The organism is Commensalibacter sp. Nvir (genome assembly GCF_963921845.1).
Classification (GTDB): domain Bacteria; phylum Pseudomonadota; class Alphaproteobacteria; order Acetobacterales; family Acetobacteraceae; genus Commensalibacter.
Genome location: NZ_CAWUGZ010000009.1, coordinates 1 through 22,563, shown reverse-complemented (window position 1 = coordinate 22,563; position 22,563 = coordinate 1). Strand labels below are relative to the sequence as shown.

Annotated in this window: 23 protein-coding genes and 1 tRNA gene; 6 read left to right on the top strand and 18 right to left on the bottom strand. The window is 36.5% G+C overall.

Features of this window, described 5'->3' with window-relative positions; genetic code table 11:
- The first annotated feature begins 2 nt into the window (after window positions 1-2).
- Window positions 3-88: transfer RNA gene (locus tag AABE15_RS00500), tRNA-Leu, on the top strand.
- Between the two features lie 14 nt (window positions 89-102).
- Here AABE15_RS00500 and AABE15_RS00495 read toward each other — a convergent pair.
- From AABE15_RS00495 to AABE15_RS00445, 11 genes are all read right to left on the bottom strand, one after another.
- Entirely contained in the window at window positions 103-261 is a 159-nt protein-coding gene (locus AABE15_RS00495; RefSeq protein ID WP_338329320.1) for a hypothetical protein, read from the bottom strand.
- 470 nt (window positions 262-731) lie between these two features.
- On the bottom strand, window positions 732-1,649 hold the full coding sequence (locus tag AABE15_RS00490) for a LysR family transcriptional regulator (protein WP_338329319.1): 918 nt from the start codon (window positions 1,647-1,649) through the stop codon (window positions 732-734).
- 270 nt (window positions 1,650-1,919) lie between these two features.
- A complete protein-coding gene (locus tag AABE15_RS00485; protein WP_338329318.1) occupies window positions 1,920-2,852 on the bottom strand; it encodes an AEC family transporter in 933 nt (310 codons plus the stop codon).
- The gene (gene citG, locus AABE15_RS00480; RefSeq protein ID WP_338329317.1) at window positions 2,846-3,724 is read right to left on the bottom strand and encodes a triphosphoribosyl-dephospho-CoA synthase CitG; all 879 of its coding nucleotides are present in this window, start codon (window positions 3,722-3,724) and stop codon (window positions 2,846-2,848) included. Before citG ends, AABE15_RS00485 begins: the two co-directional genes overlap by 7 nt.
- Complete coding sequence (gene citX / locus AABE15_RS00475) at window positions 3,721-4,254, bottom strand: citrate lyase holo-[acyl-carrier protein] synthase (RefSeq protein WP_338329316.1); 534 nt, start codon at window positions 4,252-4,254, stop codon at window positions 3,721-3,723. Before citX ends, citG begins: the two co-directional genes overlap by 4 nt.
- A gap of 28 nt (window positions 4,255-4,282) precedes the next feature.
- On the bottom strand, window positions 4,283-5,797 hold the full coding sequence (citF, locus tag AABE15_RS00470; protein WP_338329315.1) for a citrate lyase subunit alpha: 1,515 nt from the start codon (window positions 5,795-5,797) through the stop codon (window positions 4,283-4,285).
- Between the two features lie 11 nt (window positions 5,798-5,808).
- Window positions 5,809-6,675 (bottom strand): aldolase/citrate lyase family protein, encoded by an 867-nt coding sequence (locus tag AABE15_RS00465; RefSeq protein ID WP_338329314.1) that lies wholly within the window; start codon window positions 6,673-6,675, stop codon window positions 5,809-5,811.
- Window positions 6,672-6,971 carry a citrate lyase acyl carrier protein gene (citD, locus tag AABE15_RS00460; protein ID WP_338329313.1) on the bottom strand — a complete coding sequence of 100 codons (300 nt, stop codon included), beginning with the start codon at window positions 6,969-6,971 and terminating at the stop codon, window positions 6,672-6,674. Before citD ends, AABE15_RS00465 begins: the two co-directional genes overlap by 4 nt.
- On the bottom strand, window positions 6,968-8,044 hold the full coding sequence (gene citC, locus AABE15_RS00455; RefSeq protein ID WP_338329312.1) for a [citrate (pro-3S)-lyase] ligase: 1,077 nt from the start codon (window positions 8,042-8,044) through the stop codon (window positions 6,968-6,970). Before citC ends, citD begins: the two co-directional genes overlap by 4 nt.
- A complete protein-coding gene (locus AABE15_RS00450; protein ID WP_338329311.1) occupies window positions 8,044-8,469 on the bottom strand; it encodes a lipocalin-like domain-containing protein in 426 nt (141 codons plus the stop codon). The genes citC and AABE15_RS00450 overlap by 1 nt, the downstream gene beginning before the upstream one ends.
- Before the next feature lie 1,357 nt (window positions 8,470-9,826).
- Window positions 9,827-10,858 (bottom strand): DUF475 domain-containing protein, encoded by a 1,032-nt coding sequence (locus tag AABE15_RS00445; protein WP_338329310.1) that lies wholly within the window; start codon window positions 10,856-10,858, stop codon window positions 9,827-9,829.
- A gap of 1,256 nt (window positions 10,859-12,114) precedes the next feature.
- Here AABE15_RS00445 and AABE15_RS00440 point away from each other — a divergent pair.
- The 3 genes from AABE15_RS00440 (at window position 12,115) to AABE15_RS00430 (ending at window position 13,781) form a co-directional block, all read left to right on the top strand.
- On the top strand, window positions 12,115-12,399 hold the full coding sequence (locus AABE15_RS00440) for a hypothetical protein (RefSeq protein ID WP_338329309.1): 285 nt from the start codon (window positions 12,115-12,117) through the stop codon (window positions 12,397-12,399).
- 32 nt (window positions 12,400-12,431) lie between these two features.
- Window positions 12,432-12,863: a hypothetical protein gene (locus AABE15_RS00435; RefSeq protein ID WP_338329308.1), complete on the top strand. Its 432-nt coding sequence runs from the start codon at window positions 12,432-12,434 to the stop codon at window positions 12,861-12,863.
- A 189-nt stretch (window positions 12,864-13,052) separates the two neighbouring features.
- The gene (locus tag AABE15_RS00430; RefSeq protein WP_338329307.1) at window positions 13,053-13,781 is read left to right on the top strand and encodes a response regulator transcription factor; all 729 of its coding nucleotides are present in this window, start codon (window positions 13,053-13,055) and stop codon (window positions 13,779-13,781) included.
- A 15-nt stretch (window positions 13,782-13,796) separates the two neighbouring features.
- Here the strand turns inward: AABE15_RS00430 and AABE15_RS00425 are convergent, their stop codons facing one another.
- Window positions 13,797-14,582 (bottom strand): NAD kinase, encoded by a 786-nt coding sequence (locus AABE15_RS00425; RefSeq protein WP_338329306.1) that lies wholly within the window; start codon window positions 14,580-14,582, stop codon window positions 13,797-13,799.
- A gap of 481 nt (window positions 14,583-15,063) precedes the next feature.
- Between AABE15_RS00425 and AABE15_RS00420 the strand changes: the two genes are divergently transcribed.
- Window positions 15,064-15,540, top strand: a complete 477-nt coding sequence (locus AABE15_RS00420; RefSeq protein WP_338329305.1) for a helix-turn-helix transcriptional regulator — start codon at window positions 15,064-15,066, stop codon at window positions 15,538-15,540.
- Between the two features lies 1 nt (window position 15,541).
- Here AABE15_RS00420 and AABE15_RS00415 read toward each other — a convergent pair whose 3' ends face one another.
- From AABE15_RS00415 to AABE15_RS00390, 6 genes are all read right to left on the bottom strand, one after another.
- The gene (locus tag AABE15_RS00415) at window positions 15,542-16,219 is read right to left on the bottom strand and encodes a tyrosine-protein phosphatase (RefSeq protein ID WP_338329304.1); all 678 of its coding nucleotides are present in this window, start codon (window positions 16,217-16,219) and stop codon (window positions 15,542-15,544) included.
- An 18-nt stretch (window positions 16,220-16,237) separates the two neighbouring features.
- Entirely contained in the window at window positions 16,238-17,020 is a 783-nt protein-coding gene (locus AABE15_RS00410; RefSeq protein ID WP_338329303.1) for a succinate dehydrogenase iron-sulfur subunit, read from the bottom strand.
- Window positions 17,021-17,040: 20 nt separating this feature from the next.
- Complete coding sequence (sdhA, locus tag AABE15_RS00405) at window positions 17,041-18,849, bottom strand: succinate dehydrogenase flavoprotein subunit (RefSeq protein WP_338329302.1); 1,809 nt, start codon at window positions 18,847-18,849, stop codon at window positions 17,041-17,043.
- Window positions 18,850-18,884: 35 nt separating this feature from the next.
- Window positions 18,885-19,298: a succinate dehydrogenase, hydrophobic membrane anchor protein gene (sdhD, locus tag AABE15_RS00400; RefSeq protein ID WP_338329301.1), complete on the bottom strand. Its 414-nt coding sequence runs from the start codon at window positions 19,296-19,298 to the stop codon at window positions 18,885-18,887.
- A gap of 74 nt (window positions 19,299-19,372) precedes the next feature.
- Window positions 19,373-19,822, bottom strand: coding sequence for a succinate dehydrogenase, cytochrome b556 subunit (sdhC, locus tag AABE15_RS00395; RefSeq protein WP_338329300.1), 450 nt, complete (start codon window positions 19,820-19,822; stop codon window positions 19,373-19,375).
- 352 nt (window positions 19,823-20,174) lie between these two features.
- Complete coding sequence (locus tag AABE15_RS00390) at window positions 20,175-21,194, bottom strand: aspartate-semialdehyde dehydrogenase (protein WP_338329299.1); 1,020 nt, start codon at window positions 21,192-21,194, stop codon at window positions 20,175-20,177.
- A gap of 210 nt (window positions 21,195-21,404) precedes the next feature.
- Between AABE15_RS00390 and zapE the strand changes: the two genes are divergently transcribed.
- Window positions 21,405-22,544 carry a cell division protein ZapE gene (gene zapE, locus AABE15_RS00385; protein ID WP_338329298.1) on the top strand — a complete coding sequence of 380 codons (1,140 nt, stop codon included), beginning with the start codon at window positions 21,405-21,407 and terminating at the stop codon, window positions 22,542-22,544.
- Window positions 22,545-22,563: the final 19 nt, after the last annotated feature.

The window sequence follows — 22,563 nt, the reverse complement described above, 5'->3', positions numbered from 1 at the left end:
TCGCGAGCTTGGCGGAATGGTAGACGCTCGAGACTTAAAATCTCGTGTCCATTTGGACGTGCGGGTTCAAGTCCCGCAGTTCGCACCATATAGCTGTATGGTTCAATTGAGAAATTGTTCCAACATCTTTTGGGAGGATGCTATAGGCTGTAGTTTAGTCTGAGCACCCCTTATGCAGTTGTTTGAAATAAAAAGTGAGGCTTGAGAAAGCTGGGTGTTGATGAAGTATTCTGTTCGTTCATCGGAGAGAGTGTTTAGCATTTGGCTTTCCACAATCTTGAATATCATCATAGAATTAAAAAGAAAGATGAGCCTCTTTGTTCTCACCCAAATAAAATAAAGTCTTTCCAAATTGATCGAAATACTTCAAAGCCGATAGTTCAAAAAAGCTTTTAAGTTAACTGGTTTAGTCTGATCGAGCGATAAAAGTGTTCTTCGACATCAAAGAAACTTGATTGTTTTATGCCCTAATTCTCATGCTCAAACCATGGAGGATGACGGTATAAATTAATTTCTAAAGTTAGTAGGGCGATTTTTTAAACATACCAGATCACACGTAACCCTCAGAAAGCGTTAGGTCATACCCTAACAGTATAAATAAAACCTTATGGATAAAGAGAACTATGACCAATCAAAAGACAGTTTAGGGTCCATATTTTCTAAAAATAAAGAGGCAAGAGTAAGTTATTTTAATTATAATTCTTTAATGAGACTTATAAAAGTGAATAGTATCAAGGATCAAAGTCCATATTTTTCTTTGCAAATTTCTTAAGTTCTTCTAAAAAAACACGAACACTTTTTTTAACATAGGCTTTTGATGGAAGAACAGCATACAAATATATTATTTCCCCACGATAATCCGGAAGAATTCTTATAAGCTTTCCTTTATCCAGATTCTCTTGAATATCCCAAAATAATTTATAAGCTATTCCGTTTCCAGATAAAGCCCAATCGTGTACAATTTCAGCATTTGTACTACTTAATTTAGGTTCAACTTTTATAATATAAGATTTTTCATTATTTTCCAAAAGCCACTGATTCATTGGCTCCATTGTTTTATACCGCCTTAAACAAAGACACGGATGATTCTGCAAATTTTCTGGTAATTCAGGCTCCTTGTGTATTCGAATGTAATCGGGTGAAGCACATAGAACGCGAAGCGTAGAGGCAATTTTAGTTACAATTGCACTGGAGGATTTCGGGAGGCCAATTCGAACAATAATATCCAGATAATCGTCGAAATTATAGGAACCTTCAGAGGCAACAGCTAGATTTACTTGAATATTGGGATATTTTTTAATAAAATTTGCAATAAAAGGTGCTAACTTGTTTCTTCCCAACTCCAAGGGGGCACCAATACTTAATGATCCTTTAATCTGTTTCTCTGAAGAAACAATATCTGTTTCTAATTTTTCAATCCCAGCTAAAAGAATACCACCATCGTCGTAATAAGATTGTCCAGCAGAACTCAGGCGAAAGTGTCTTGTGTTTCTGGTGATGAGTGTGATCCCTAATCGTTCTTCAATTTTGCTTAAACGACGAGATACTGATGGCGCTGACACACCAAATCGACTTGCAGCAGCCGTAATACCCCCAGCATCAACTAAATTTATAAAAAACTTTAAATCGTTTAAGTTTTCTAAGCTCATCTTAAACTCCATATCAATATGTTGTTTTATTCATTATTTCATTTGTTTAGTCCTTTTCTTTTTATAAAGTTTATTCTGTATTCTAAATATTTTATCCTTTACGATTATGCCTACAAGTTCTGTGACATTAGAGGTATCTGTATTAGTAAGTGTTGAAAACAAAATTGCTGAAGGAGAGATCTTTAATTCTCATACGTTTATTTAGGATATTTTTTCATGATTTTTTTGTGAAAATGAAAAATTTAACCTTTTATTATTGTAAAATGGTATCTACGACGTAAGTGCTATCAAAACTCCCATACTTACTATAGATGCTATGGTGGAAAAAAATACCGTCGAGGCTGCTTCTCGTTCTCCTTTTTTTATCTGATTAGATAAAATAACAATTATGGATGCAGAAGGCATTGCAAAAGTTAATACGGCTTCTCGTAAGTAAAAGGGTGAAAGATGTGCGGCCAGAGCCAAGCCCCATGCGATGAGAGGTGCGACAACGTTCCTTAGTAATACAGATGTTACAACCATCTTATTCAAAACAGGTTTCATAAGGCATAACAGGATACCTGCAGCAAACATTGCAACGCCTCCCGTTGTTTTTCCAAGCATGGCAAGAGAAGTATCAAGCAATTTTGGAACAGGAATTCCGAGTAATACCCAGACAAAGGCGGCCAATGGTGCAAGAACAACAGGCTGTTTGAATGCATGCGCCAGATGAGAAGTCCATTTTCCAGAACCTCCCATAGTTTCTTGATTGTCACTGGCTAATAGAAAGAAGACCATTGGAATAAGCGCCACATTAATGGTTACGCTGGCCAATGAAACGGCAAGGGCACTTTTGACACCAAAGAGAAATTTTAGAACGGCTGAACCAACAAAGGGTACTGATGGATTACCAATAGCTAAGGCTTGAAGCGTTGCAAGAGACACAGATCTTTTAAATACAAAACGCGATAACCAATAGGTTAAAAGGAAACTAACAATCATCCAACCAATTATAATCGTGGCAAAATGTCCTGAGTTTAAGATTAGCGAACGATCAATTTTTGAGACCCCAAAAAAAAGATCCATGGGTAATGCAAATTTAAGTACCATTCGATTCATGGCCGTTGCTTGATCTCGATTGAACATCCCAAGAAAAGCTCCAAGATATCCAAGCATCATTGAGACAACGATAGGGAAGACGGCGCCACAAATAATTTCTAACATAAGATCTCTCTTTCCGAAAAAATATTTTCTGAATTTATAAGAAACAACATTACAGAAAGAAGATCGGCGCTTCCGCTAGGACTTATTCTGTGTGCAATAAAAACATGATTTAACTGTTTGACGTCACGCCGAAAGGCTAAGAAACCCTTTTCTTGTAATGTATTCAAAACTTTTTTGGAGGCGTTTTGAACAAATTCCAATCCAGAAAGGCCTACCCTTGAAATGACGTTGGTATCCTGATTATGAGCCATTAGAGTTATCAGTGCGATAAGTTTCGCATGATCTGACGGAGCACCATTCAAAAGAGCTTTACGGTAGGCTGGCAATGCATAGCGTTGAACCGTTGCAAAGCCAGACTCTGCTTCGGCTCGAGCACCGCCCAAACCGTGTCTTAAATATATGCTTTCCCCCGCTGTATACTGAGATTTGGAATTAACCTGTTCGAGATCGTTTTGAACAAGACCGTCACAGATGCTTGATACTTCTGCGCAGATATCTAAACTAGTATACTTCTTCTTTGTTGCGGTAAGACGGCCCACTGCGCCACACAAAAGACCAAGTGAAAAAACTCCTCCTTTATGGGTGTTGACGCCTTTTGTTGCCGTAAACATGGTTTGTTCGCAGCGGATGCCGATTTTGCGCAAGACCCGGAGCGTTTGTGATGCGGGCACATATGCTGTTTTGTAGCCCTCTTCGTAAAAAAGTCGAAAAAAAGGTGTGATAGCGTGAATACTTTCCAGAAAAAGACTATAATCCATGTCAGAGTGGGCGCCACAATCCTGCGGATCAACCAGTCCAGGTTTAGGATGTAGATTAATTTCGCTTAGTAAAGCATCTCGTGCCATGTCCGTCACAGTATTAGAAAAGGTCATGTTAATTCACCTTTTCTGAATGAAAGAAAAATATTTCTTATGCTTTTTTCGAGTATCAAAAGTGAATGTGCTTGACTTCGAGCACAATTTTTGGCGGCCTCAGAGCATACAAGACAGCGGCGTTCTGAAAAGCCGAGATCTTTCCTTGAAATAATATTTTTGCTCGGAGTAATAACATCAAGATCCCATAGCCGACCGAGAGGATGGGTATCTTCCAGATGAATGGTTACATTTTTGAGGCGCTCTGCATAAGTTCCTTCAATTACAAAGAAAGATTCAGGGCCTGCAGTATCGAGATTAGTCTCTTCGGCAACAATTCGATAAGGGAGAGACATAAAGGTTTTACGGATTGATTTTATAGCTTCTGCGAATACCTCGAGGATGAGGGGCGTCGATTTCTTTTCGCCTGGTGAAACAATAGTGATAGAGATTAGAGGAAGCTTGAATTTTTCTAAAAGATCTTGCTGTTTACGAGCACGATTTTCACGCGCTTGTAAAATAGAATGGAAAATATCAGGATCTTTTGTCATGTCATCAGGATTCCGTTTTTAATCTTTATTACGCGACCTGACGAACGATATCTATGACGTTACCATCGCGGTAGCGTACTACGGCAATGACTTTATCGGTGTACGCAATGGGTTCAGGTTTGCCAGCAAGTTTAACTGCGCGGTCGCGGAGCGCTTCAATGGTCATTACTGGAAGGTTTGCGTCATGCAAACGCTTGGCCAGATCCGGATTATTAGGATTAACGGCAATACCATGATCGGTCACGACCACATCTACTGTTCGGCCAGGGGTTATCACCGTGTTGACATTATCAACGATACACGGTATGCGAGCCCGTAGCAGCGGGGTAACAATCACTGTCAAGTTGGCAGCCGCAGCAACGTCACAATGGCCTCCTGATGCGCCACGTAGCACGCCGTCCGATCCTGTTAACACGTTCACATTAAAACTCGTATCCACTTCGAGAGCACTCAGCAATACGGTATCAATGCGATCAACATACGCCCCTTTTGACGATGGATTTGCGTATTCATTTGCTGAAATTTCCGTATGAGCTAGATTATTTCTCAAAGACTGCGCTGCGTCGATGTCAAAGGACTGAACATCAGCAATAACCTCAATCATACCTTTGTTAAAAAGATCAACGATAGGACCGGTTATACCTCCAAGCGCAAAGCTGGCCTTAATGTTTTTTTCAATCATCTTCTCTCCCAAAAAGATGGTTGTTGCGGTTGCTGCGCCTCCAGAGCCAGTCTGAAGGGAAAAGCCCGTTTTAAAATAACCGGAATTTTCAATCACCGAGGCTGCAATCCGTGCAAGCAAAAGATCGCGAGGGTTCTTTGTTAGGCGTGCTGCACCCACGCTAATGAGAGAGGGATCGCCAACCTCGTCGACTTTAACTACCGCGTCCACTTGATCTTGGGATAAACTGGCCGGGTAATTAGGAAAATCTACTATGTTCTGTGTGAGAACGACGACGTAACGTGCGTAAGCCGCATCAACCATGGCATATCCCAGAGATCCACAATTTAGTTCACCGTGACTGCCATTCGCATTTCCGAATTCATCCGCCGATGCGACACCAAGAAAGGCAACATCGATAGAAATCTCCCCCGTTTGGATAAGATGAACGCGACCCCCATGAGAGTGAATCTGAACGGGTGTATCCATAGCACCATGGGAAATAGCATCACCCAACTCACCTCGAAGCCCTGACGTAAAGATTTTTGTAATGACCCCAGATCGGATATATTCAAGGAGCCCATCGTGGCAATTCAACAGTGAGCTTGGCGCAATGGTTAAGTTTTTAAAACCCATATCTGAAAGCGTCTTAACAACGTGCATTACCACCTTGTCGCCTTCACGAAAAGCGTGATGGAAGGAGATGGTACCACCATTTTTTAGACCAGAATCTTTGATAACGTCTTCAAGAGAAGGTTTCAGTTTGCGCCGTAATTTTGTCACAGGATTTGCAAGCTGTGGTGAGTTTGCAAATACTCCTTCGAATGAAGGAAGCTTATTTTTTGCTGCGTAAATTTCAGCTCTTTTTTTTTCGTAAGCCATTTGAACCTACCTTAGGAATTTTCAGCTAAAAGAAGAACGCGCTGCGCTTCATACACGACAGGCGGATCAATCATCTTACCGTCGAGCGAAATCACACCCAGACCCTTTTCTTCAGCCTCTTGAGCTGCTTGAATTACTTTTTGGGCATAATCGACATCCTTTTGCGTGGGTGCATAAGCTTTGTGTAAAAGTTCAATTTGTCTTGGATGAATTAGGGACTTTCCATTATATCCCAGGTTTTTTGCAATTTCGACTTCTCGCAAAAACCCCTCTTCATCGTTGACATTGCCGTACGCCACGTCGAAGGCGTCAATTTTTGCAGCCCTTGCAGCATGGAGAACGGCAGCTCGAGCATAAAACAACTCGGGCTCGCTTCCTGAACTACGGGAGGTCTGCATATCGACAAGGTAATCGAAACCGGCCAGTGCAATCGCCACCATACGTGGCGTTGATTTTGCAATGGCTACAGCGTTGACGACGCCGCAGGCGGATTCAATTGCCGCCATAATTTTTGTATCGCCGGCTGGACGCCCACAGTCTTTTTCAATTTTTTCAATACGCTGTTCAATTTCTCGAACGTCATCAACGATTTCCGTTTTGGGCAAACGAACAATTTCAACCCCACCGCGAACGGCCATATCCAGGTCGTCTTCCCAAAAGGGGGTTTCAACGCTATTGATACGGACAACGGTTTCAATACCTTCGTAGAGGTTTTCTTTCAGTGTATTGAAAACCAGAAATCGTGCACTGTCTTTTTCCGTAAGACTTACTGAATCTTCAAGGTCAAACATTACTGAATCGGGTTTGTATATATAAGAATTCGACAACATTCCAGCGTTAGCCCCTGGAATGAACATCATGCTTCGACGTAGCCTCATGATAGTTCTCCGAATTTTACTTTTTTTTCATCAGCGGCCCGGTAAACAGCCGTTTCAACGCGTGCCTTAATAACGCAATCTAAGGCGCCTTGGTCTCTAACATCAACCAACGCCGATACCACACCACATTTAGACAGAGTGCTGATAACGGTTTTTTTTATAGAGTCACCGTATTGTTTTTCAACTTTACTTTGTAAGATGAGTTTTATTTTGTCTTCATTATGAGGACTAACGACAACAAGGACATCGCTCGACTCTAAGGTCCCTGCTATGCCTTTTTGCTTGATTTTCATCATAGGGTTTCCTTCTTTTTTTGGCAGTTGTCGGAGGCATTTTTAATAAATACAAATGTCGATTCTGGAACTAAATCTTTGATACCCTCATAATTTCTTGCTTCCATCAAACGTCTAACTCTGGAGGCAGAAACCACCACACCACGATATTTCAACCTTTCAAGCTCTTTAAGCTCAATGGGTTTGGCATTATACGGATAGGTATTTAGGAATTTCTTTAAGACAAGATTATACCTTGCTGTGGTTTTATCGAGAGGCTCTGTTCCTACATACCTTACGCTTATGTTCAATGCAGGGGCAATATATCGACGAAACATGAGTGCATCTATCGCAGAGGCCTGAGTATTTACGTCATAATCGTTTTTAAGAAAATATTGAGGAAAAGTTGCATGCGAAATGATATAATCCGATCCCTCATGAACGGTAACATTGTTAATATCTGCGAGCCCTTCTCGAACAAGCTCAAGTCGGGTTTTATATGAAAAAAGAGATACATCTTCTCGAACTAAAAAAACGTGCACCCAATCACAATTTTTAGATGCCTGCTCTACAAGGTATCGATGCCCGTTTGTAAAAGGGTTCGCGTTCATAACAACGCTACCGATACGTGAGCCATTTTTTTTGAGTGTCTGCAAACCCTCAAGGTAATCACGAAATTTCTGAGAGTTGTAGTTCATGAAGGCAACAACATCGGGAAGCTCGACGAGAGGTGTAAATCCCCATCCTCGGAAAAGCTTCAAATTCTTGTATTTTGTGTAAAGAAAAAGGTCGTCATAGCCTTCGGAGAGACCACGCTTGATGACTTCCGTTCCAATCTTTACACTTAGACCCGATCCACGAAATTGTTCATCCACACAAACGCATTTCACAACATTTTTGTCTAGACCAGCACAACCGACAATTTGGTTATCTTCTTGATTGTATGCAAGTATAAACGTCTTTACCTGAACATCGATATTTAAGCCTCTGTCTGTTAGGAACTGCGTAATTTCCTTCAGTTTAGACTGAAGATCGTCGTCTTGAAGAACAGAGAGTGTGATACCATCAGAGATTGACATCATACCAGGTGCAAACATTAACGCGCTCGGACAAATTTTATGATACTGCGTGACATTTGATCTTTTGCCCAATTGGGCATTTTTCGCCAGGGGGTAACTACCTGAGCCGTATCTCCTTCAATTGTAACGGTGCGACGTTGTTCGGTGCCTACCCATTCCGGAGCCCATGCTGTTTGTACTGTTGTAACCCATTGGTTTCCTTCAATTCGATACCGACCAATATAGGCCACTAGGGTCTCCATTAGATGCGCACGATCTTCATCGGAATGAGCGGGTTCACGACCCGTGCCTTCAAGATTAAACGCAACCCAGCCATCTGCTGTAAAAATTACTCTTCCGCGCGGATAGTCTCCCATTGCATCAATGAATTCTCCCGTCGCTTGTAGTTCCACTTGATAAGAGACAAGTTGCCATGTTCCGACGATTTCCTCTGCGAGACCCATTGGTGTTGATTCCTTTATCTTTAGTGAGGTTTTCATTTCTATTTCGCAATACCATTTTAAAACTCTGTAACTTAACTTAAGGCGAAGATTTATTTATTCTAGATATATTATAGGTAAATGATCTTTGCGTTTAACGTAATTAATATTCGTTTTATAAGTTCCGAAGTGTAGATTTTTGTTTGCATTATAAATTCAAAACCCCCTAATTTAGGGCACAGGTTGGCCAAGTTGACTTGTATTATAAGTAGATGATTTTTGCGTTCAACGTAATTAGTTTCTGTTTTGAGAATTTTGATATATGGATTCTTATTCGTATTATAGATTCAATCTTATACTCTTTTAAAAGAGTTTATATTATTTATTTTATTGCAGTAAATTTTTTCATTATTCAAAAATATATGAACGGCTAATAAAATTTTTAATAGCATAATAATGTGAAACTTACGGTAGTAAGTTTGCGCTTAGATGATGTTATTGAAAATAAGATAGGTAAATATAAATTTTATCTACTTAATCATTTTCTTGTAAAAATTCGTTCAATTATCCTACGTGGGAAACCTATAAAGAATTATCACAAAGAAACGATTTTTTTAAAAAATTCTGTTAAGAGAAGCTATATGTTTATTTGATGTTATACAACGTTCATTCGTATGAATGACACGGTTATTGATTGCAAAACATAGGATAAACTAAATAAATATCATAAGAATGTTGGTTTTTCTTAAATATTTTTTTTATAAAAGATAAAAAATTCGTTAAGTATTTTAGTGAAAACTTTAAAGAATATCCTGAGGTTATAATTAAATATGAAAAAAATAGAAGTTCATTTATGCGGCTTTACAATAAATATACTAATGGGGAAAGAAAAGGGATTTATGATAAAATTAAGGCTCTTAGAAATCAACGTCTTGCGCACGCTTTTATAGGGGAGAAGCTAAGTGCCCAGCATTCATTAAAGGAGTTCCAATCACTTTATAACGATTTATTGGAAAGGTATGCGATGGCATGTTCTCTGTTTGAGATCGGCTATAATTTTATTAAAACAAAATAATTCATACACGCTGATGCTAGAAGCGTTATTAAGGATTTAGAAAAAATTAGGAACATCGGAATACAAGATTCATCCTCATTAATTTCTAAAGTGTAAAGTTAAAAGACTTGATTTATAAATTTCTAACGAAAGATTGATTGTTTACATTTCGCAGTGTGTAAATTTCCTTTTAAGAGCAAAAAAAAATTCGTCTTTTCAATTTTGTTAAATTAAAAAATTCTTTATGAGTTTGACTTGCCACTAAAAAAGTTTGGATATTGTTTTTGAGATGAGCGAAACTATAAAGAAATTGATTCATAGTGGCTATTAGACTTTTTTAGAATATTTTTTATTCCAATAGAGCGAAGAAATAAAGGCAATAACGATTAGAATTGCCCCGATTAATCCTGTGATTACCTCTGGTATTTTTTTATAAACACTGAAAAACATAAAACCTGACAGTACTAAAATTGCCCAAAATGCTCCATGTTCTAGAAAACGATATTTATTTAACGTATTAAGGTTTACCAGCATGAGTGTCAACGAACGGACAAACATGGCGCCTATACTAAGTCCTAAAACAATAATAAATAAATTGGTCGTTAAAGCGAATGCAGCGATGACCCCGTCAAAGCTAAAGGAAGCATCTAATACTTCTAAATAAAGAAAACTACCGAGCCCTGCTTTTATAAGCGTGTTATGGGATGAGTTTGTTTGGTTTAGCAAATGGTTTAACGCATCAAGGCTTATATAAGTAACGATACCAAAAAGACCGGAGATAACAAATACGAGGGACTCGCTTTTAGCGGTTAATTTCGACATAAAGATAATCGCTATTAAGACCAACATAATTTCGATAGAATCTAATTTTGAAAGTTTTACTAATTTAACTTCTAAAAATCGTATCCAATGCACATTTTTTTGTGTGTTAAAAAAGAAATTTAATCCCACTAAAGCAAGGAAAGCTGCGCCAAAACCCATAATCGCTGTGTGTGCATTTGATACTATCTGTGCATAACGTTCGGGTTCGTTGAGAGCGAGTTGTAAAGCGGATATAGGTCCAACTCGTGCGGCTATACTTACAATGAGTAAAGGAAAAATTAGTCTTATCCCAAAAACAGCGATAATCATTCCCCACGTTAAAAAACGGCGTTGCCAAATTTTGGACATTGTTTTTAAGGTGTTCGCATTAACGACTGCGTTGTCAAAGGAGATCGAAATTTCAAGCACCCCTAACATTGCACAGATAAATATCGTCGATAACGTTCCTGCTAATGTATGGGTTGATTGATATCCTAAATATCCAGCTATACTAAGGCATAACGCTGTGAAATAGAAAGAGCTCTTAAAATAATGCATTGACTGAGTCCAATGTATAGCATCCTTACGAATCCAGACATCAAAAATGATTCTATGTAGTTTTAATATGAATTCGCATTGTAAGGTAAATTTTAGCATACGCAAAACTGCTGATAAGGAGCAAGCATTTATAATTAAACGTTAATTGACAATATAAATGTTTAATCAAATTATGGTGTCAATCGGAGCTTAGAAGGGTTTTATTTTTTTTAAATCAATATTTGTTAATAGATTTTAAGATGAAGTAAATCAATTAATAGCATTTTATAAGCGATTTAAAATAGTTTTTGAGTCTTATTTTATTAGAAATATTTATTAAAATGTAAAAACATTATAATTCGTAATTAGTCTATTTTTAAGCTTGGATCCCATAATTCCATTAAGAGCAATTAAACTGTTTTCTTTTTTTCGAGTTAATGCCAAAAAATTAATTATTTTATATTGTCAATTCAAACCACTCAGCGATTTGCTTAACGTATTAACCAAGTAGACAGTTTTAAAATAGTTTTTTTCAATAACGTATTATACCCGTTTTTTGTATTATTTTTCTTACCATTTTGGGTAAACGTATAGAGTCTTCGTAAAAGTTAGAAATTTTGTAAAAAAATATCGCGTCTGTTATGAAAACTATAAAAAAAGTAAGATACAATATTAACGTGTAAGATTGTTTCAAAAACAAGACAAGGCTAATCATCTTATTAGCTTTGTGTGCGATGATATAAAATACAAAAAAGATTGTTATTGTGGTGATGAGCACGTTAAAAAGGTGCGGTATAGTAAATATACTATGAAGAAATTAAACTTAAAAGGTATCTTTATACTCAAAATTTTTAAAAACGTTTAGTGTAAAGTAACAATCTAATATTACTGTAATATAGTTTTAAATAATTTTTTTGACGATTCGGATTATATTTCATCCGAGGGACAGGTATTTTGAAAAGACACGGTACAGTTTTTAATTAATAAATTTTCATCTTAATCCTTATCTGATAATGATAAAATTATGTGGCACATATTTTTGGTTATTATAAAAATAATCAAGTAAACGCTTTATAAGTGGGCTAGTTATTTTTCAATATACTGCCTTAAAGCACTTTTAAATTTTTACTTTCCCTTAGTGTATTTAAGTAACACCGTAAGACAGATATGAATTACTTTTTTTTATTTATTGATTCATATCCCGTCACAATAATAAATTTATGAAGACAGAGATTAGGTTTTAAAGTTTCTTTCATTGAATAGTTACGGAGAATACAATGTTTTTCAGTCGCAAACAAAAGAAAGAGTTCGTTGAAACGGTCGAGCAAAAGGGAAGAGAAGAATTAAATAATATTAAAAAACAAGTCGGGGCATTAATAAATGAACAAATTAATCCCGTTATTACTCAAGCTTCGGATAGAGCAGAACACGCTGCACAAGATGTAAAAAAAGTAGCCAATAATCAAATTGACCAAGTGTCACAAAAGATCAAATCTAAACCGTTGCTTGCTATTGTTATATCCTCTGTTGTTGGTTATCTTTTGGGCAGATCTAATCGTTAATTGGTTTAATTTAGAAAATGGTTTAAAAATTCATGAAAATTACTACTTTAGGCAAGACAATCGCCGATGCTGAAGTTTTGTTGTTAAAAAAGAGATCAGCAAGAGTGGTAAAACAGCTAATTTTATGTGCTATTGGGGCACTCTGTGGTTTGTTTACACTGATTTCACTTCACGCAGTTTTGGCGGCATTATGTTGGGATTTATTTCATTTTGGAGTTTTAGGAGTTTCTTTAATCTTATTTGCTTTTGATATTTTTTTAATGGCGTTGTTTTTTCTTCTTGCCGTTAGGCAAAGAGTTTCTGTTGAAGAAATAGAAGCAAAAGTTATACGGAACCATAGTTTAAAAGAATTAAGGAATTCTCTCGCTTTAACAGCTTTGCTTGGTGCTTTTGGAGGGCCTTTGGGCAATGTAATACGCCAGCATGGGTGGAAATTTATCAGAAATGTTTTTAAGAGAAATTGAAACTTTAAAATGAAGGGTAATTCTTTAAAGTACTTTAAACATTATGTTCAAATTCTGTCTAAATATTAACACGTTCACCTTATTTTTAACAAATTGGATGTAAAATATTAACTTTCTGTTGCTTTTTCCCACGATTTGTTTCAACCTGTAGTTGTAATTATTAAAGATAATTAATCTGGAGTGGTTGTTATGCATGTTCTTCTTATGGGTGAATTCTTTTTTACAGAGCATGAGTTCTATCAAGAGTTAAAGAAAACTGGATTTTCAATTGATCGTGTAGGGTATGAATCGCAAATTATTTCCGCTATCAGGTGCTACGATTACGATCTTATTTTGGTAGAGCTTAATAGTTCAGACAAACAATTCTTTTCTAATATTAAACTGTTAAGGTCTTTTAATGAAAAAATACCTATTATTGTGGTTTCTGACAGAAGGGAATTGGATGTAAAGTTGCAAGCGTTTCAAGTGGGTATTGATGATTATGTTACTGTTCCATTTGAAGCAAAAGAGTTGGTTGCTCGTTGTAAGGCTGTCCTTAGACGTGTAAATAAACTGGGGAGCGAAAGAATTATTCAAATTGATAATCTGAAAATAAATCTTGAGACTCGCGAAGTATACGTTAACCGCAATCAAGTCCATCTAACTGGTAAAGAATATTCAATTTTAGAAATGCTGGTTGCCAGAAGAGGTATATTAATCAGTAAATCTACAATTTTAAATTATCTTTATACGATTGAAAAAGATGAGCCCGATGTTAAAATTATTGATGTCTTTGTATGTAAGTTAAGAAAGAAACTTCAACAAGCAGGTGCAGAAGACTTTATCTCAACGATGTGGGGGCAAGGTTATATATTCAGGAAGTCCTTTTCGCAGATTAAAGAAGAAGCACATATGTTGGATAGCTTGTCAATAATGTAATTTGTTGATTGCAAATCAAACGGAAAATTGTTCTGCCACAATACGTTCTGATAACCCATGATCTGGATTAAACAATAGGGTAGAACACACCGATTTATTTTCCCTGACAAATACATGTGTAACGTTTCTGAGTTCAGTAAAATCTGCAACGGCAGCGACGGGTCTTTTTTGTTCTTCTATGATTTTAAATTCAAAAGAGGTTGATGCAGGTAAAAGAGCACCACGCCATCGCCTCGGTCTAAAAGGACAAATTGGGGTAAGAGGAAGAAGTCCTGAATTAAGTGGAACAATGGGGCCGTGTGCCGAAAGATTATAGGCCGTTGATCCTGCAGGGGTGGAAACAATTATTCCATCACATATCAATTCGGAAAGCCTGACTTTTTCATTTGTAGTAATTTTTATTTTAGCAGCTTGTCTTGTTTGTCGATATAAAAAAATATCGTTAAAAGCTAAAGCGCTATGCATTTTTCCATCTGCTGTCTCTACCGTCATGGACAAAGGGCGCAAATTAGTTGGTTTTGCCTTATGTAATATTCTTGGTAAATCTTCGGAAATGATTTTAGGATTGGTAAGAAAACCAACGGAACCAAAGTTGATACAATAAATAGGGATATGAAAATTTATATAATTGTGTAGGGTTTCCAAAGCAAAGCCGTCACCTCCTACACAAACGATAACTTCACTTTGATTAACATCAGCATTGCCATATTGGTTAATAAGGTTTGATTTATATTGAACGGCTTCCAGTGCACTGATAGATAAAAAATGAATATTCCTGGGTGGATTAATGGGAGGCCACATTACAATTTCCATAAAGTATTGTTTAAAATGCTTAGCTTAGTCTATTTAATTTTTATTTCAATCTTAGAAACGGGTTCGTAAATATCCATTGATTTTTGAGTTACTAAATTAAATTGATGACTACCGTAAAGAATTGTAAGTGAAATGTTTTAAAATTAATTGGAGTTAATAATATGTTTTTTAAATTTAACAATAGAAGGTTTACTAGCAATCATTAAAATTTTACAGATACAATTAATAGTTGTAGCATCACGATAATGTTTACAAAATTTAATTACCAATAACGTTTAAGTAATTTTTTATATATTATTTATTATATTGCTTTATCGAAAGAGTTAATAAGTTAAAATTTAACTACTATTCTTGAATTTAACTCATAATGCTGTTAATTATTTAATGTTACTTGTTAAAATATCAAATTATTATTAATATGTAACAATTTTATTTATTATTATTCAGTAATATGGGTTAATATAGTTTTATGTCTATCGATAAATTACCAATTAATAGTTCCGTTGAAACCATTGACCAAAGAATTGGCCAACGTATAAGAATGAGGCGGAATGCTTTAAAATTTACATTGCATAAATTAGCGTCTGTGCTAAAATTATCTTTTCAACAAGTACAAAAATACGAAAAAGGTACCAATCGTATCGTTGCGTCAAGACTTCTAGACGTCGCAGATGCTTTAAACGTGCCTATTAATTTCTTCTTTGATGAAATTGTAGATCCAATTTACATTGATAAAGATTACATTAGCGATTTAAAAATAATGGCTAATGATTTTGTTTTAGAAGAGAATAGCGTAAGCTCTTCTAGAGAGATATTACATTCAATAGATAAATCAAACGTGCATAATGAGGAAGGGATTGAATTGTTAAGGGCTTATTACAGTATACGTGATAAAAAAAAACGGGATAGAATACTGCAATTGATTAAAAACATAGCTGAGGAATAATTTATTCTCTTTTAAGAAGAATATCGGTAACAAAGGATGATAAACGTTTCGGTTTGAAATGTTTTTTTAGTTCATTCTCATCGTACTCTTGAGCAACCCATTGGATAAAATCCTTTTTTCCAAGTGTTTCAAAATAGTATTTTTCAAAAAAAGAATCGAGTATTCCTGTTTTGGAATGTTTAAAATGTCCATATATCCACGATAATTGTTTTTGCGCTTGGTAAATATTATTGTTTTCTATTAAAACAATGATAGCGGCGATTAATCCTGCGCGGTCAGCACCTGATTTACAATGTATTAGTAAAGGAAATTTACTTTCTTTATAAATTTTAACTAAGTTAAGAATTCGATCTTTATGAGGAGCTCCCCTACTTTCAAAAGGAAGATCAATGTGATGAAGTCCTAATTCTTTACTGGTAAAGCGCGAAAGAGCATCTGAGCCGCAATCTCTTTTGCCGCGAAGGTTATAGATGGTTTTTAAATGGTATTTTTCAGTAAGTTTCCTTAGTCTCGCAGGTGTTGGATGATTACAACGGTAAACTTTATTAGGAATAACAACTGCAAAATTGGACCAAACTAATCTGAACATAGAGTGATCAATAAAAAAACTATTGCACCATGCTTTGAAATGATCTGTTGGTTTAGGAAAGGATGGATCAAAAGTTGTTTTTTTACTCATGATCCATACATACTCGATTTAAACTTTTCGTTCAACCTGTAGCTTTTTTAATTCTGCAATTGCATAAGCAGGGTTAAGTCCTTTAGGACAAGTTTGAGTACAATTCATAATAGTACGGCAGGCATAGAGACGCATAGAATCTTCGAGTTCACTTAGACGTTCGCCCGCACGCTCTTCTCTACTGTCATGGATCCAACGTAAAGCTGCCAGCAGTACCGCTGGACCTAAATAATGATCTCCATTCCACCAGTAAGAAGGACAAGAGGTTGAACAGCAAAAACACAGAATACATTCGTAGAGTCCATCAAGTTTTTTTCGTTCATCAATACTCTGTAGGCGTTCTTTATCAGGGGGTGGGGGAGTATCAGATTTAAGCCACGGTTCAATTTCACGCAGTTGTGCAAAGGGGCCGCTTAAATCTGGTATTAGATCTTTAATGACAGGCATATGCGGCAATGGATAAATAGGAACATCGTGGCGAACTTCTTTAATAGGTTTTAGACAAGCTAATGTATTTTCTCCATCAATATTCATGGCACAGGAGCCGCAGACGCCTTCCCGACAAGAACGTCGAAAAGATAAAGTCGTATCCACTTCGTTTTTGATATAAATCAAGGCATCTAAAACCATGGGGCCAATTTTATCCAGATCAATTTCATAGGTATTAATGACGGGATTACTGTTTTCATCTGGGCTCCATCGATAAATTTTAAATCGTTTAATGTTTTTTGTACCAGGAGGTGCATGAAAGATTTTTCCCATTTTAACACGACTGTTTTTAGGTAATCGAAACTCTACCATAAGTTAATGCCTTTCTGGATTTAATATACGCGCTTTTTAGGGGGGAAGGTTTGAACTTCATTTGTCAAAGTATCTAAATGAACAGGTCGATAGGATAAAGTAACATTTCCTTTATCATCAAGATAAGATACCGTGTGTTTTAGCCATTCTTTATCATCTCGATTAATGTAATCGTCATGCGCATGGGCGCCTCTACTTTCATGACGAGCGAAAGCACTAGATAGAGTCACCGTAGCATTGGAAAGTAAATTTTCAAATTCCAGTGCTTCCATTAAATCCGTGTTCCAAATTAGTGATTTATCTGAAACAGATATATCCTCAACTTTTTCCCAAATAGTTTTTAATTTTTCAATTCCTTTTGCCAAATTTTTGGTATTACGAAAGACAGCAGCGTGATGTTGCATTGTTCTTTGCAAATTATTACGTAGTGCAGCGACTTTGGTTTTTCCTTCGCTATACCTTAAGCGATCTAAGCGTAAAAGCCCGTTTTCACCAGCATTTTCGGAAAGAGGTTCTATATGTTGATGAGGTTTTAAAATTTCTTGAGCTCTTAAAGCAGCAGCCCGTCCAAAAACAATTAAATCCAGTAAAGAGTTTGTTCCTAAACGATTGGCACCATGAACAGATACACAGGCTGCTTCACCAATAGCCATAAGTCCCGGAACAATTGCATCAGGATTGTCGGTAGTAGGTTTTAAAACTTCTGCATGAATGTTGGTAGGTATTCCCCCCATATTGTAATGTACCGTCGGTAAAACGGGGACAGGGGCTTTGGTAACATCTATACCAGCAAACACACGAGAAGTTTCGACAATACTTGGTAAACGTTCATGAAGTATATCTTTTCCTAAATGTTCCAAGTGGAGCATAAGATGATCTTTTTGAGGACCACAGCCACGACCTTCGTTGATTTCAATGATCATTGCTCGTGAGACAACATCACGAGAAGCTAGGTCTTTTGCATGAGGCGCGTACCGTTCCATAAAACGTTCGCCTGTACTATTGGTTAAATAGCCACCTTCTCCTCGGCAGCCTTCGGTAAGTAGACAGCCAGCGGGGAAAATACCTGTTGGATGAAATTGAACAAATTCCATGTCTTGTGTTGGAATACCTGCGCGCATCGCCATTGCGTTACCATCTCCCGTGCAGGTATGCGCTGAGGTACAAGATTGAAAAGCTCTTCCATAGCCTCCTGTGCCGAGGACGACCAAATTGGCTCGAAAACGATGAATAGAACCATCTTCAAGACACCAAGCTATAACGCCTTTACACGTACCCTGATCGTCCATTATAAGGTCAATGGCAAAATATTCTATAAAAAATTCAACATCATGTTTTAAACTTTGCTGATACAGTGTATGTAAAATGGCATGCCCAGTACGATCAGCCGCTGCACAAGCACGTTGTACTGGTTCTTGACCAAAATCTCTCATATGACCTCCAAAAGGTCGTTGGTAAATTTTGCCATTTTCTGTTCGAGTAAACGGTACGCCCATGTGTTCAAGTTCATAGACTGCGGAGACGGCTTGCCGGCATAGATATTCAATAGCATCTTGATCACCTAACCAATCTGAACCTTTGATGGTGTCATACATATGCCATTGCCAATGGTCCTCGGCCATATTGCCTAATGAAGCGGCTATTCCTCCTTGAGCTGCAGTAGTGTGACTTCTTGTAGGAAAAACTTTGGTAATACAAGCCGTGCGAAAACCACAAGCGCCCATACCTAAAGTGGCACGTAGCCCAGCTCCACCTGCGCCAACAACGATGACATCATAAGCATGATCAACAACGCGATAATTGTGCGGTGTAGTAATATTTGTAATCATCAGTATAAATATGTCCTGTTTCGTTGAATTATTATTTATAGTTTATTTGGAGAAGTAAGCATTAACTTTAAAATAGAAGAAATAGTTAGTAATCCCATAAAGAGTGCGCATCCTTTAATTAAAAGATTAAGTGCCATTCTAATTTTACCGCGAGTGTAATCCTCTGTAATAACGCTTAGTCCTAATCGCATATGATTAAAAGTAAGTAATACGAGTGCTAATAATAAAACAGAATTTATGGGTTTTTTTGCCCAGTAAACAACGTCTTTATGCTCAGCATCACTTAATCTTAATAATTGTATTATGAACCAGATGGATAATGGAGCCATGCCCGTAGCACAAAGTCGTTCAGTCCACCAATGTTCAAAAGCATTATGGCCAACGCCCAAACAGCGTACTCGGCCTAAATGCGAACGCATTACTCTAGGGTTTTGGTGAGAGGGGATCACTTTATATTTTTCCTTCAAAGGTAAAAAACTAGGAGTTTTGAGTTTAAAACATTATTTAAAAAAGGGACTTGACGTTATTTCTTGTTTCTTAAGCGTTTGCCAATGATTAAAGCCCACAGTCCGCAGGTTAACGTTAATATAGCGGCAATATCAATGACGCTGTCTTGGTTAATTTCATCTTTTTGTAAACGTTTTCCTGTTGAATCCCAAATGAGATGTCGAATGCCTCGTATGAAATGTAAAAAGAAAGAGATAGAAAATCCAAAAATTACAGTTTGCCCAATGAAATGTCTGGTAATTCCTTGCATTTTTTTAAATGGCTTTGGTCCTTGAGCCGCTGAAAATAACCACGCAACCACAAGGGTGCTACCGAAAGCCATTGCGGCTCCCGTTACGCGGTTTAAAATGGAAAGTATCATAGAAGGTATTGGCTTATAAACTTGCAGATGAGGGGACATGGGGCGTTTTTTTAACGCGCCGTCGCTATTATGACCTTCGTAAAAAGTCGCTCGTATATCCGACATAATCATTTCCTAATGTGTTAATTTTTCATGGCTTTGAATAAATGCCATGTGTAGGTTTTGATCTATAAATTTTAAAAGGGATGGGGAAAATTTTTTTAAAGGAATCGATTATTTTTATAGATCAAGTGTATAAAATTACGCGATTTTAATAGATGGTACTCTCCCCATATGAAAAGTTAATATCGCCTTGTCGATAATAACTTCAATTTATGCTTGACCAGTTATTTGGTCTAGTTAATTTATTTGAAAATTATGTTCAATTTGAGAGAATTAATTTGCTTTCATTATGTGTATAAACTGCAAGTGAAAAAGCAGATTACAAGTTTTTTGGAAGAATTAGGGTTTATTTTATTTAATTTGATATTAACTTTGATTGAATTAAAGCTTCAGCAATTTGAACAGTATTCAAAGCTGCTCCTTTTCGTAGATTATCAGATACACACCAAAATCCCAATCCGTTAGGGACGGTGGGGTCTATGCGTAGTCGAGATACATAAGACGCGTCTTCACCAGCGGCTTCGATTTGTGTAATATACCCTTCGTCTTTACGTTCATCATACAAAATTACGCCATTAGTTTTATTAAGAGCTTGACGAGCTTTAGCGAGATTAATGGGCTTTTCACATTCAATACTGATTGCTTCACCATGGCCGATAAAGACGGGCACTCGTACACAAGTAGCAAAAACAAGAATATTTGGATCTAGAATTTTACGGGTTTCGACAGACATTTTCCATTCTTCTTTAGTCGATCCGTCGTTCATAAATGCATCAATGTGTGGAATACAATTAAAAGCTATCTGCTTAGTAAAGTGATTACGGGTAATGTGGTTGCCGGTAAGGGAGTCCTTAGTTTGAGTATAAAGTTCATCCATTCCTTTTTTCCCTGCCCCTGCCGTTGCTTGATAGGTTGAAACCACTACTCGCTTGATTTTAAAAAGTTCATGAAGAGGTTTTAAAGCCATGACCATTTGGATAGTTGAACAATTAGGGTTAGCAATAATATTGCGTTTCATCTTTTTAAGGTCATCAACATTAATTTCTGGCACAATTAAAGGAACATCAGGATCCATGCGGAATTGGGATGTGTTGTCAACAACAATACATCCAGCTTTGGCTGCTTTTGGAGCATAAATAGAGGATAATGTTGCACCAGCGGAAGAAAGGACAATATCCCAGCCAGAGAAATTAAAAGTTTCAAGGTTTTGAACCTTTAATGTTTGTTTATCGCCAAAAGAAATTTCTTTTCCAGCAGACCGCGGTGAAGCAAGTGCACTAATTTCTTTAATTGGGAATTGACGTTCTGCAAGTATTTTTAAAATCTCTCTACCTACTGCGCCAGTGGCACCAATTACAGCTATGCGATAACCCATAGTTTAAATCCTTGGAGTTCAATGAATATTTTGTAGTAAATAAAACCTAATTTGTTATAAAAGTAAATATTTTAACATTCAATCAAACAATGGAATGTTCGAAATGGAAAAATATATTGTTAACGTTAATGATTAAGAAAAATGTCTAAATAAAACATAAGCAAAGTTTATGACATTACATTAAATAGAAAATAAAAGAAAAATACAACGATGAGTCGTTTTAGCACGATATATAATCAAAAAATTAAAGCAGGGCTTTTGCAAGATGATAATGCTCAACGCAAAGTTGTTGCAGCGTTTGATTATTTATATGGAGAATTAATAAATTACCAACCTAAAACGATTAGTTCAAGTGTTTTGCAAAATTTTAAACATTTTTGGCAGAAGCCACGTCGTGCACCTAAAGGAATCTACTTAGTAGGAAAGGTGGGACGGGGCAAATCAATGTTGATGGATTTGTTTTATGAACATATCCCTATTAAACAAAAATTAAGGGCACATTTTCACGGTTTTATGCAACAGATTTATATTAGTTTTAATAAATTAAAGATAAATTTTCCTCAAGGTAAAGATCCTGTTCCATTGTTAGCAAAGAATTTAGCAAGCAAAACATGGTTAATTTGTTTTGATGAAATCCAGATTAATGACATTGCGGATGCTGTTTTACTAGGGCGTTTATTTGATCACCTTTTTCGTCTCGGGGTTGTCGTTGTGGCAACTTCTAATGTACATTTGGGACAACTTTTTCAAAATAAGCCTGGCGCAGATGCCTTTAAACCCTTCATAAAAATATTGCAATCACATATGATGGAAATTGAAGTTGATTCTGTAAAAGATTATCGACTGAATAGAACAATTGAAGAAAAAAAATGGCTAACTCCTTACGATAGTAAAAATAGTGCTTGTCTTGATGCTATTTTTTTGAGGGAATCAAAAGGGGAGCCGATGAAAGAACGAATTTTTAACGTAATGGGTCGCTCTTTTATTGTTTCTAAAGCTTCTGGAGAAGTGGCACGATTTTTATTTAAACAGCTTTGTGATGTAAATTTAGGAAGAGGAGATTATTTAACGTTAGCGCAGAATTTTAATGTAGTGATAGTGGATGGCATACCCAAATTTAATTCAGAAGAGCGCAATGTTATTGAACGTTTTGTTGTGTTAATTGATGTTTTATACGAGTATCGTACTAAATTTTATGCGAGTGCGGAAGAAAATTACAATAATATTTGTTCTGAATGTAATCAAAAAATTTTTCCCAAACGCACTGTTTCAAGATTAAATGAAATGCAAGATAAGCATTGGGGTAAATTTTGTCTAAATAATAAAAAAAATAGTTCAAGTAAACTTTAGGTTTTTATAATTTATTAAG

Coding starts and splice junctions, on each gene's coding strand:
- AABE15_RS00495 (WP_338329320.1), bottom strand. CDS start 261: ATGCTAAACACTCTCTCCGATGAACGAACAGAATACTTCATCAACACC.
- AABE15_RS00490 (WP_338329319.1), bottom strand. CDS start 1,649: ATGAGCTTAGAAAACTTAAACGATTTAAAGTTTTTTATAAATTTAGTT.
- AABE15_RS00485 (WP_338329318.1), bottom strand. CDS start 2,852: ATGTTAGAAATTATTTGTGGCGCCGTCTTCCCTATCGTTGTCTCAATG.
- citG (WP_338329317.1), bottom strand. CDS start 3,724: ATGACCTTTTCTAATACTGTGACGGACATGGCACGAGATGCTTTACTA.
- citX (WP_338329316.1), bottom strand. CDS start 4,254: ATGACAAAAGATCCTGATATTTTCCATTCTATTTTACAAGCGCGTGAA.
- citF (WP_338329315.1), bottom strand. CDS start 5,797: ATGGCTTACGAAAAAAAAAGAGCTGAAATTTACGCAGCAAAAAATAAG.
- AABE15_RS00465 (WP_338329314.1), bottom strand. CDS start 6,675: ATGAGGCTACGTCGAAGCATGATGTTCATTCCAGGGGCTAACGCTGGA.
- citD (WP_338329313.1), bottom strand. CDS start 6,971: ATGATGAAAATCAAGCAAAAAGGCATAGCAGGGACCTTAGAGTCGAGC.
- citC (WP_338329312.1), bottom strand. CDS start 8,044: ATGTTTGCACCTGGTATGATGTCAATCTCTGATGGTATCACACTCTCT.
- AABE15_RS00450 (WP_338329311.1), bottom strand. CDS start 8,469: ATGGGTCTCGCAGAGGAAATCGTCGGAACATGGCAACTTGTCTCTTAT.
- AABE15_RS00445 (WP_338329310.1), bottom strand. CDS start 10,858: ATGCATTATTTTAAGAGCTCTTTCTATTTCACAGCGTTATGCCTTAGT.
- AABE15_RS00440 (WP_338329309.1), top strand. CDS start 12,115: ATGTTTTTCAGTCGCAAACAAAAGAAAGAGTTCGTTGAAACGGTCGAG.
- AABE15_RS00435 (WP_338329308.1), top strand. CDS start 12,432: ATGAAAATTACTACTTTAGGCAAGACAATCGCCGATGCTGAAGTTTTG.
- AABE15_RS00430 (WP_338329307.1), top strand. CDS start 13,053: ATGCATGTTCTTCTTATGGGTGAATTCTTTTTTACAGAGCATGAGTTC.
- AABE15_RS00425 (WP_338329306.1), bottom strand. CDS start 14,582: ATGTGGCCTCCCATTAATCCACCCAGGAATATTCATTTTTTATCTATC.
- AABE15_RS00420 (WP_338329305.1), top strand. CDS start 15,064: ATGTCTATCGATAAATTACCAATTAATAGTTCCGTTGAAACCATTGAC.
- AABE15_RS00415 (WP_338329304.1), bottom strand. CDS start 16,219: ATGAGTAAAAAAACAACTTTTGATCCATCCTTTCCTAAACCAACAGAT.
- AABE15_RS00410 (WP_338329303.1), bottom strand. CDS start 17,020: ATGGTAGAGTTTCGATTACCTAAAAACAGTCGTGTTAAAATGGGAAAA.
- sdhA (WP_338329302.1), bottom strand. CDS start 18,849: ATGATTACAAATATTACTACACCGCACAATTATCGCGTTGTTGATCAT.
- sdhC (WP_338329300.1), bottom strand. CDS start 19,822: ATGTCGGATATACGAGCGACTTTTTACGAAGGTCATAATAGCGACGGC.
- AABE15_RS00390 (WP_338329299.1), bottom strand. CDS start 21,194: ATGGGTTATCGCATAGCTGTAATTGGTGCCACTGGCGCAGTAGGTAGA.
- zapE (WP_338329298.1), top strand. CDS start 21,405: ATGAGTCGTTTTAGCACGATATATAATCAAAAAATTAAAGCAGGGCTT.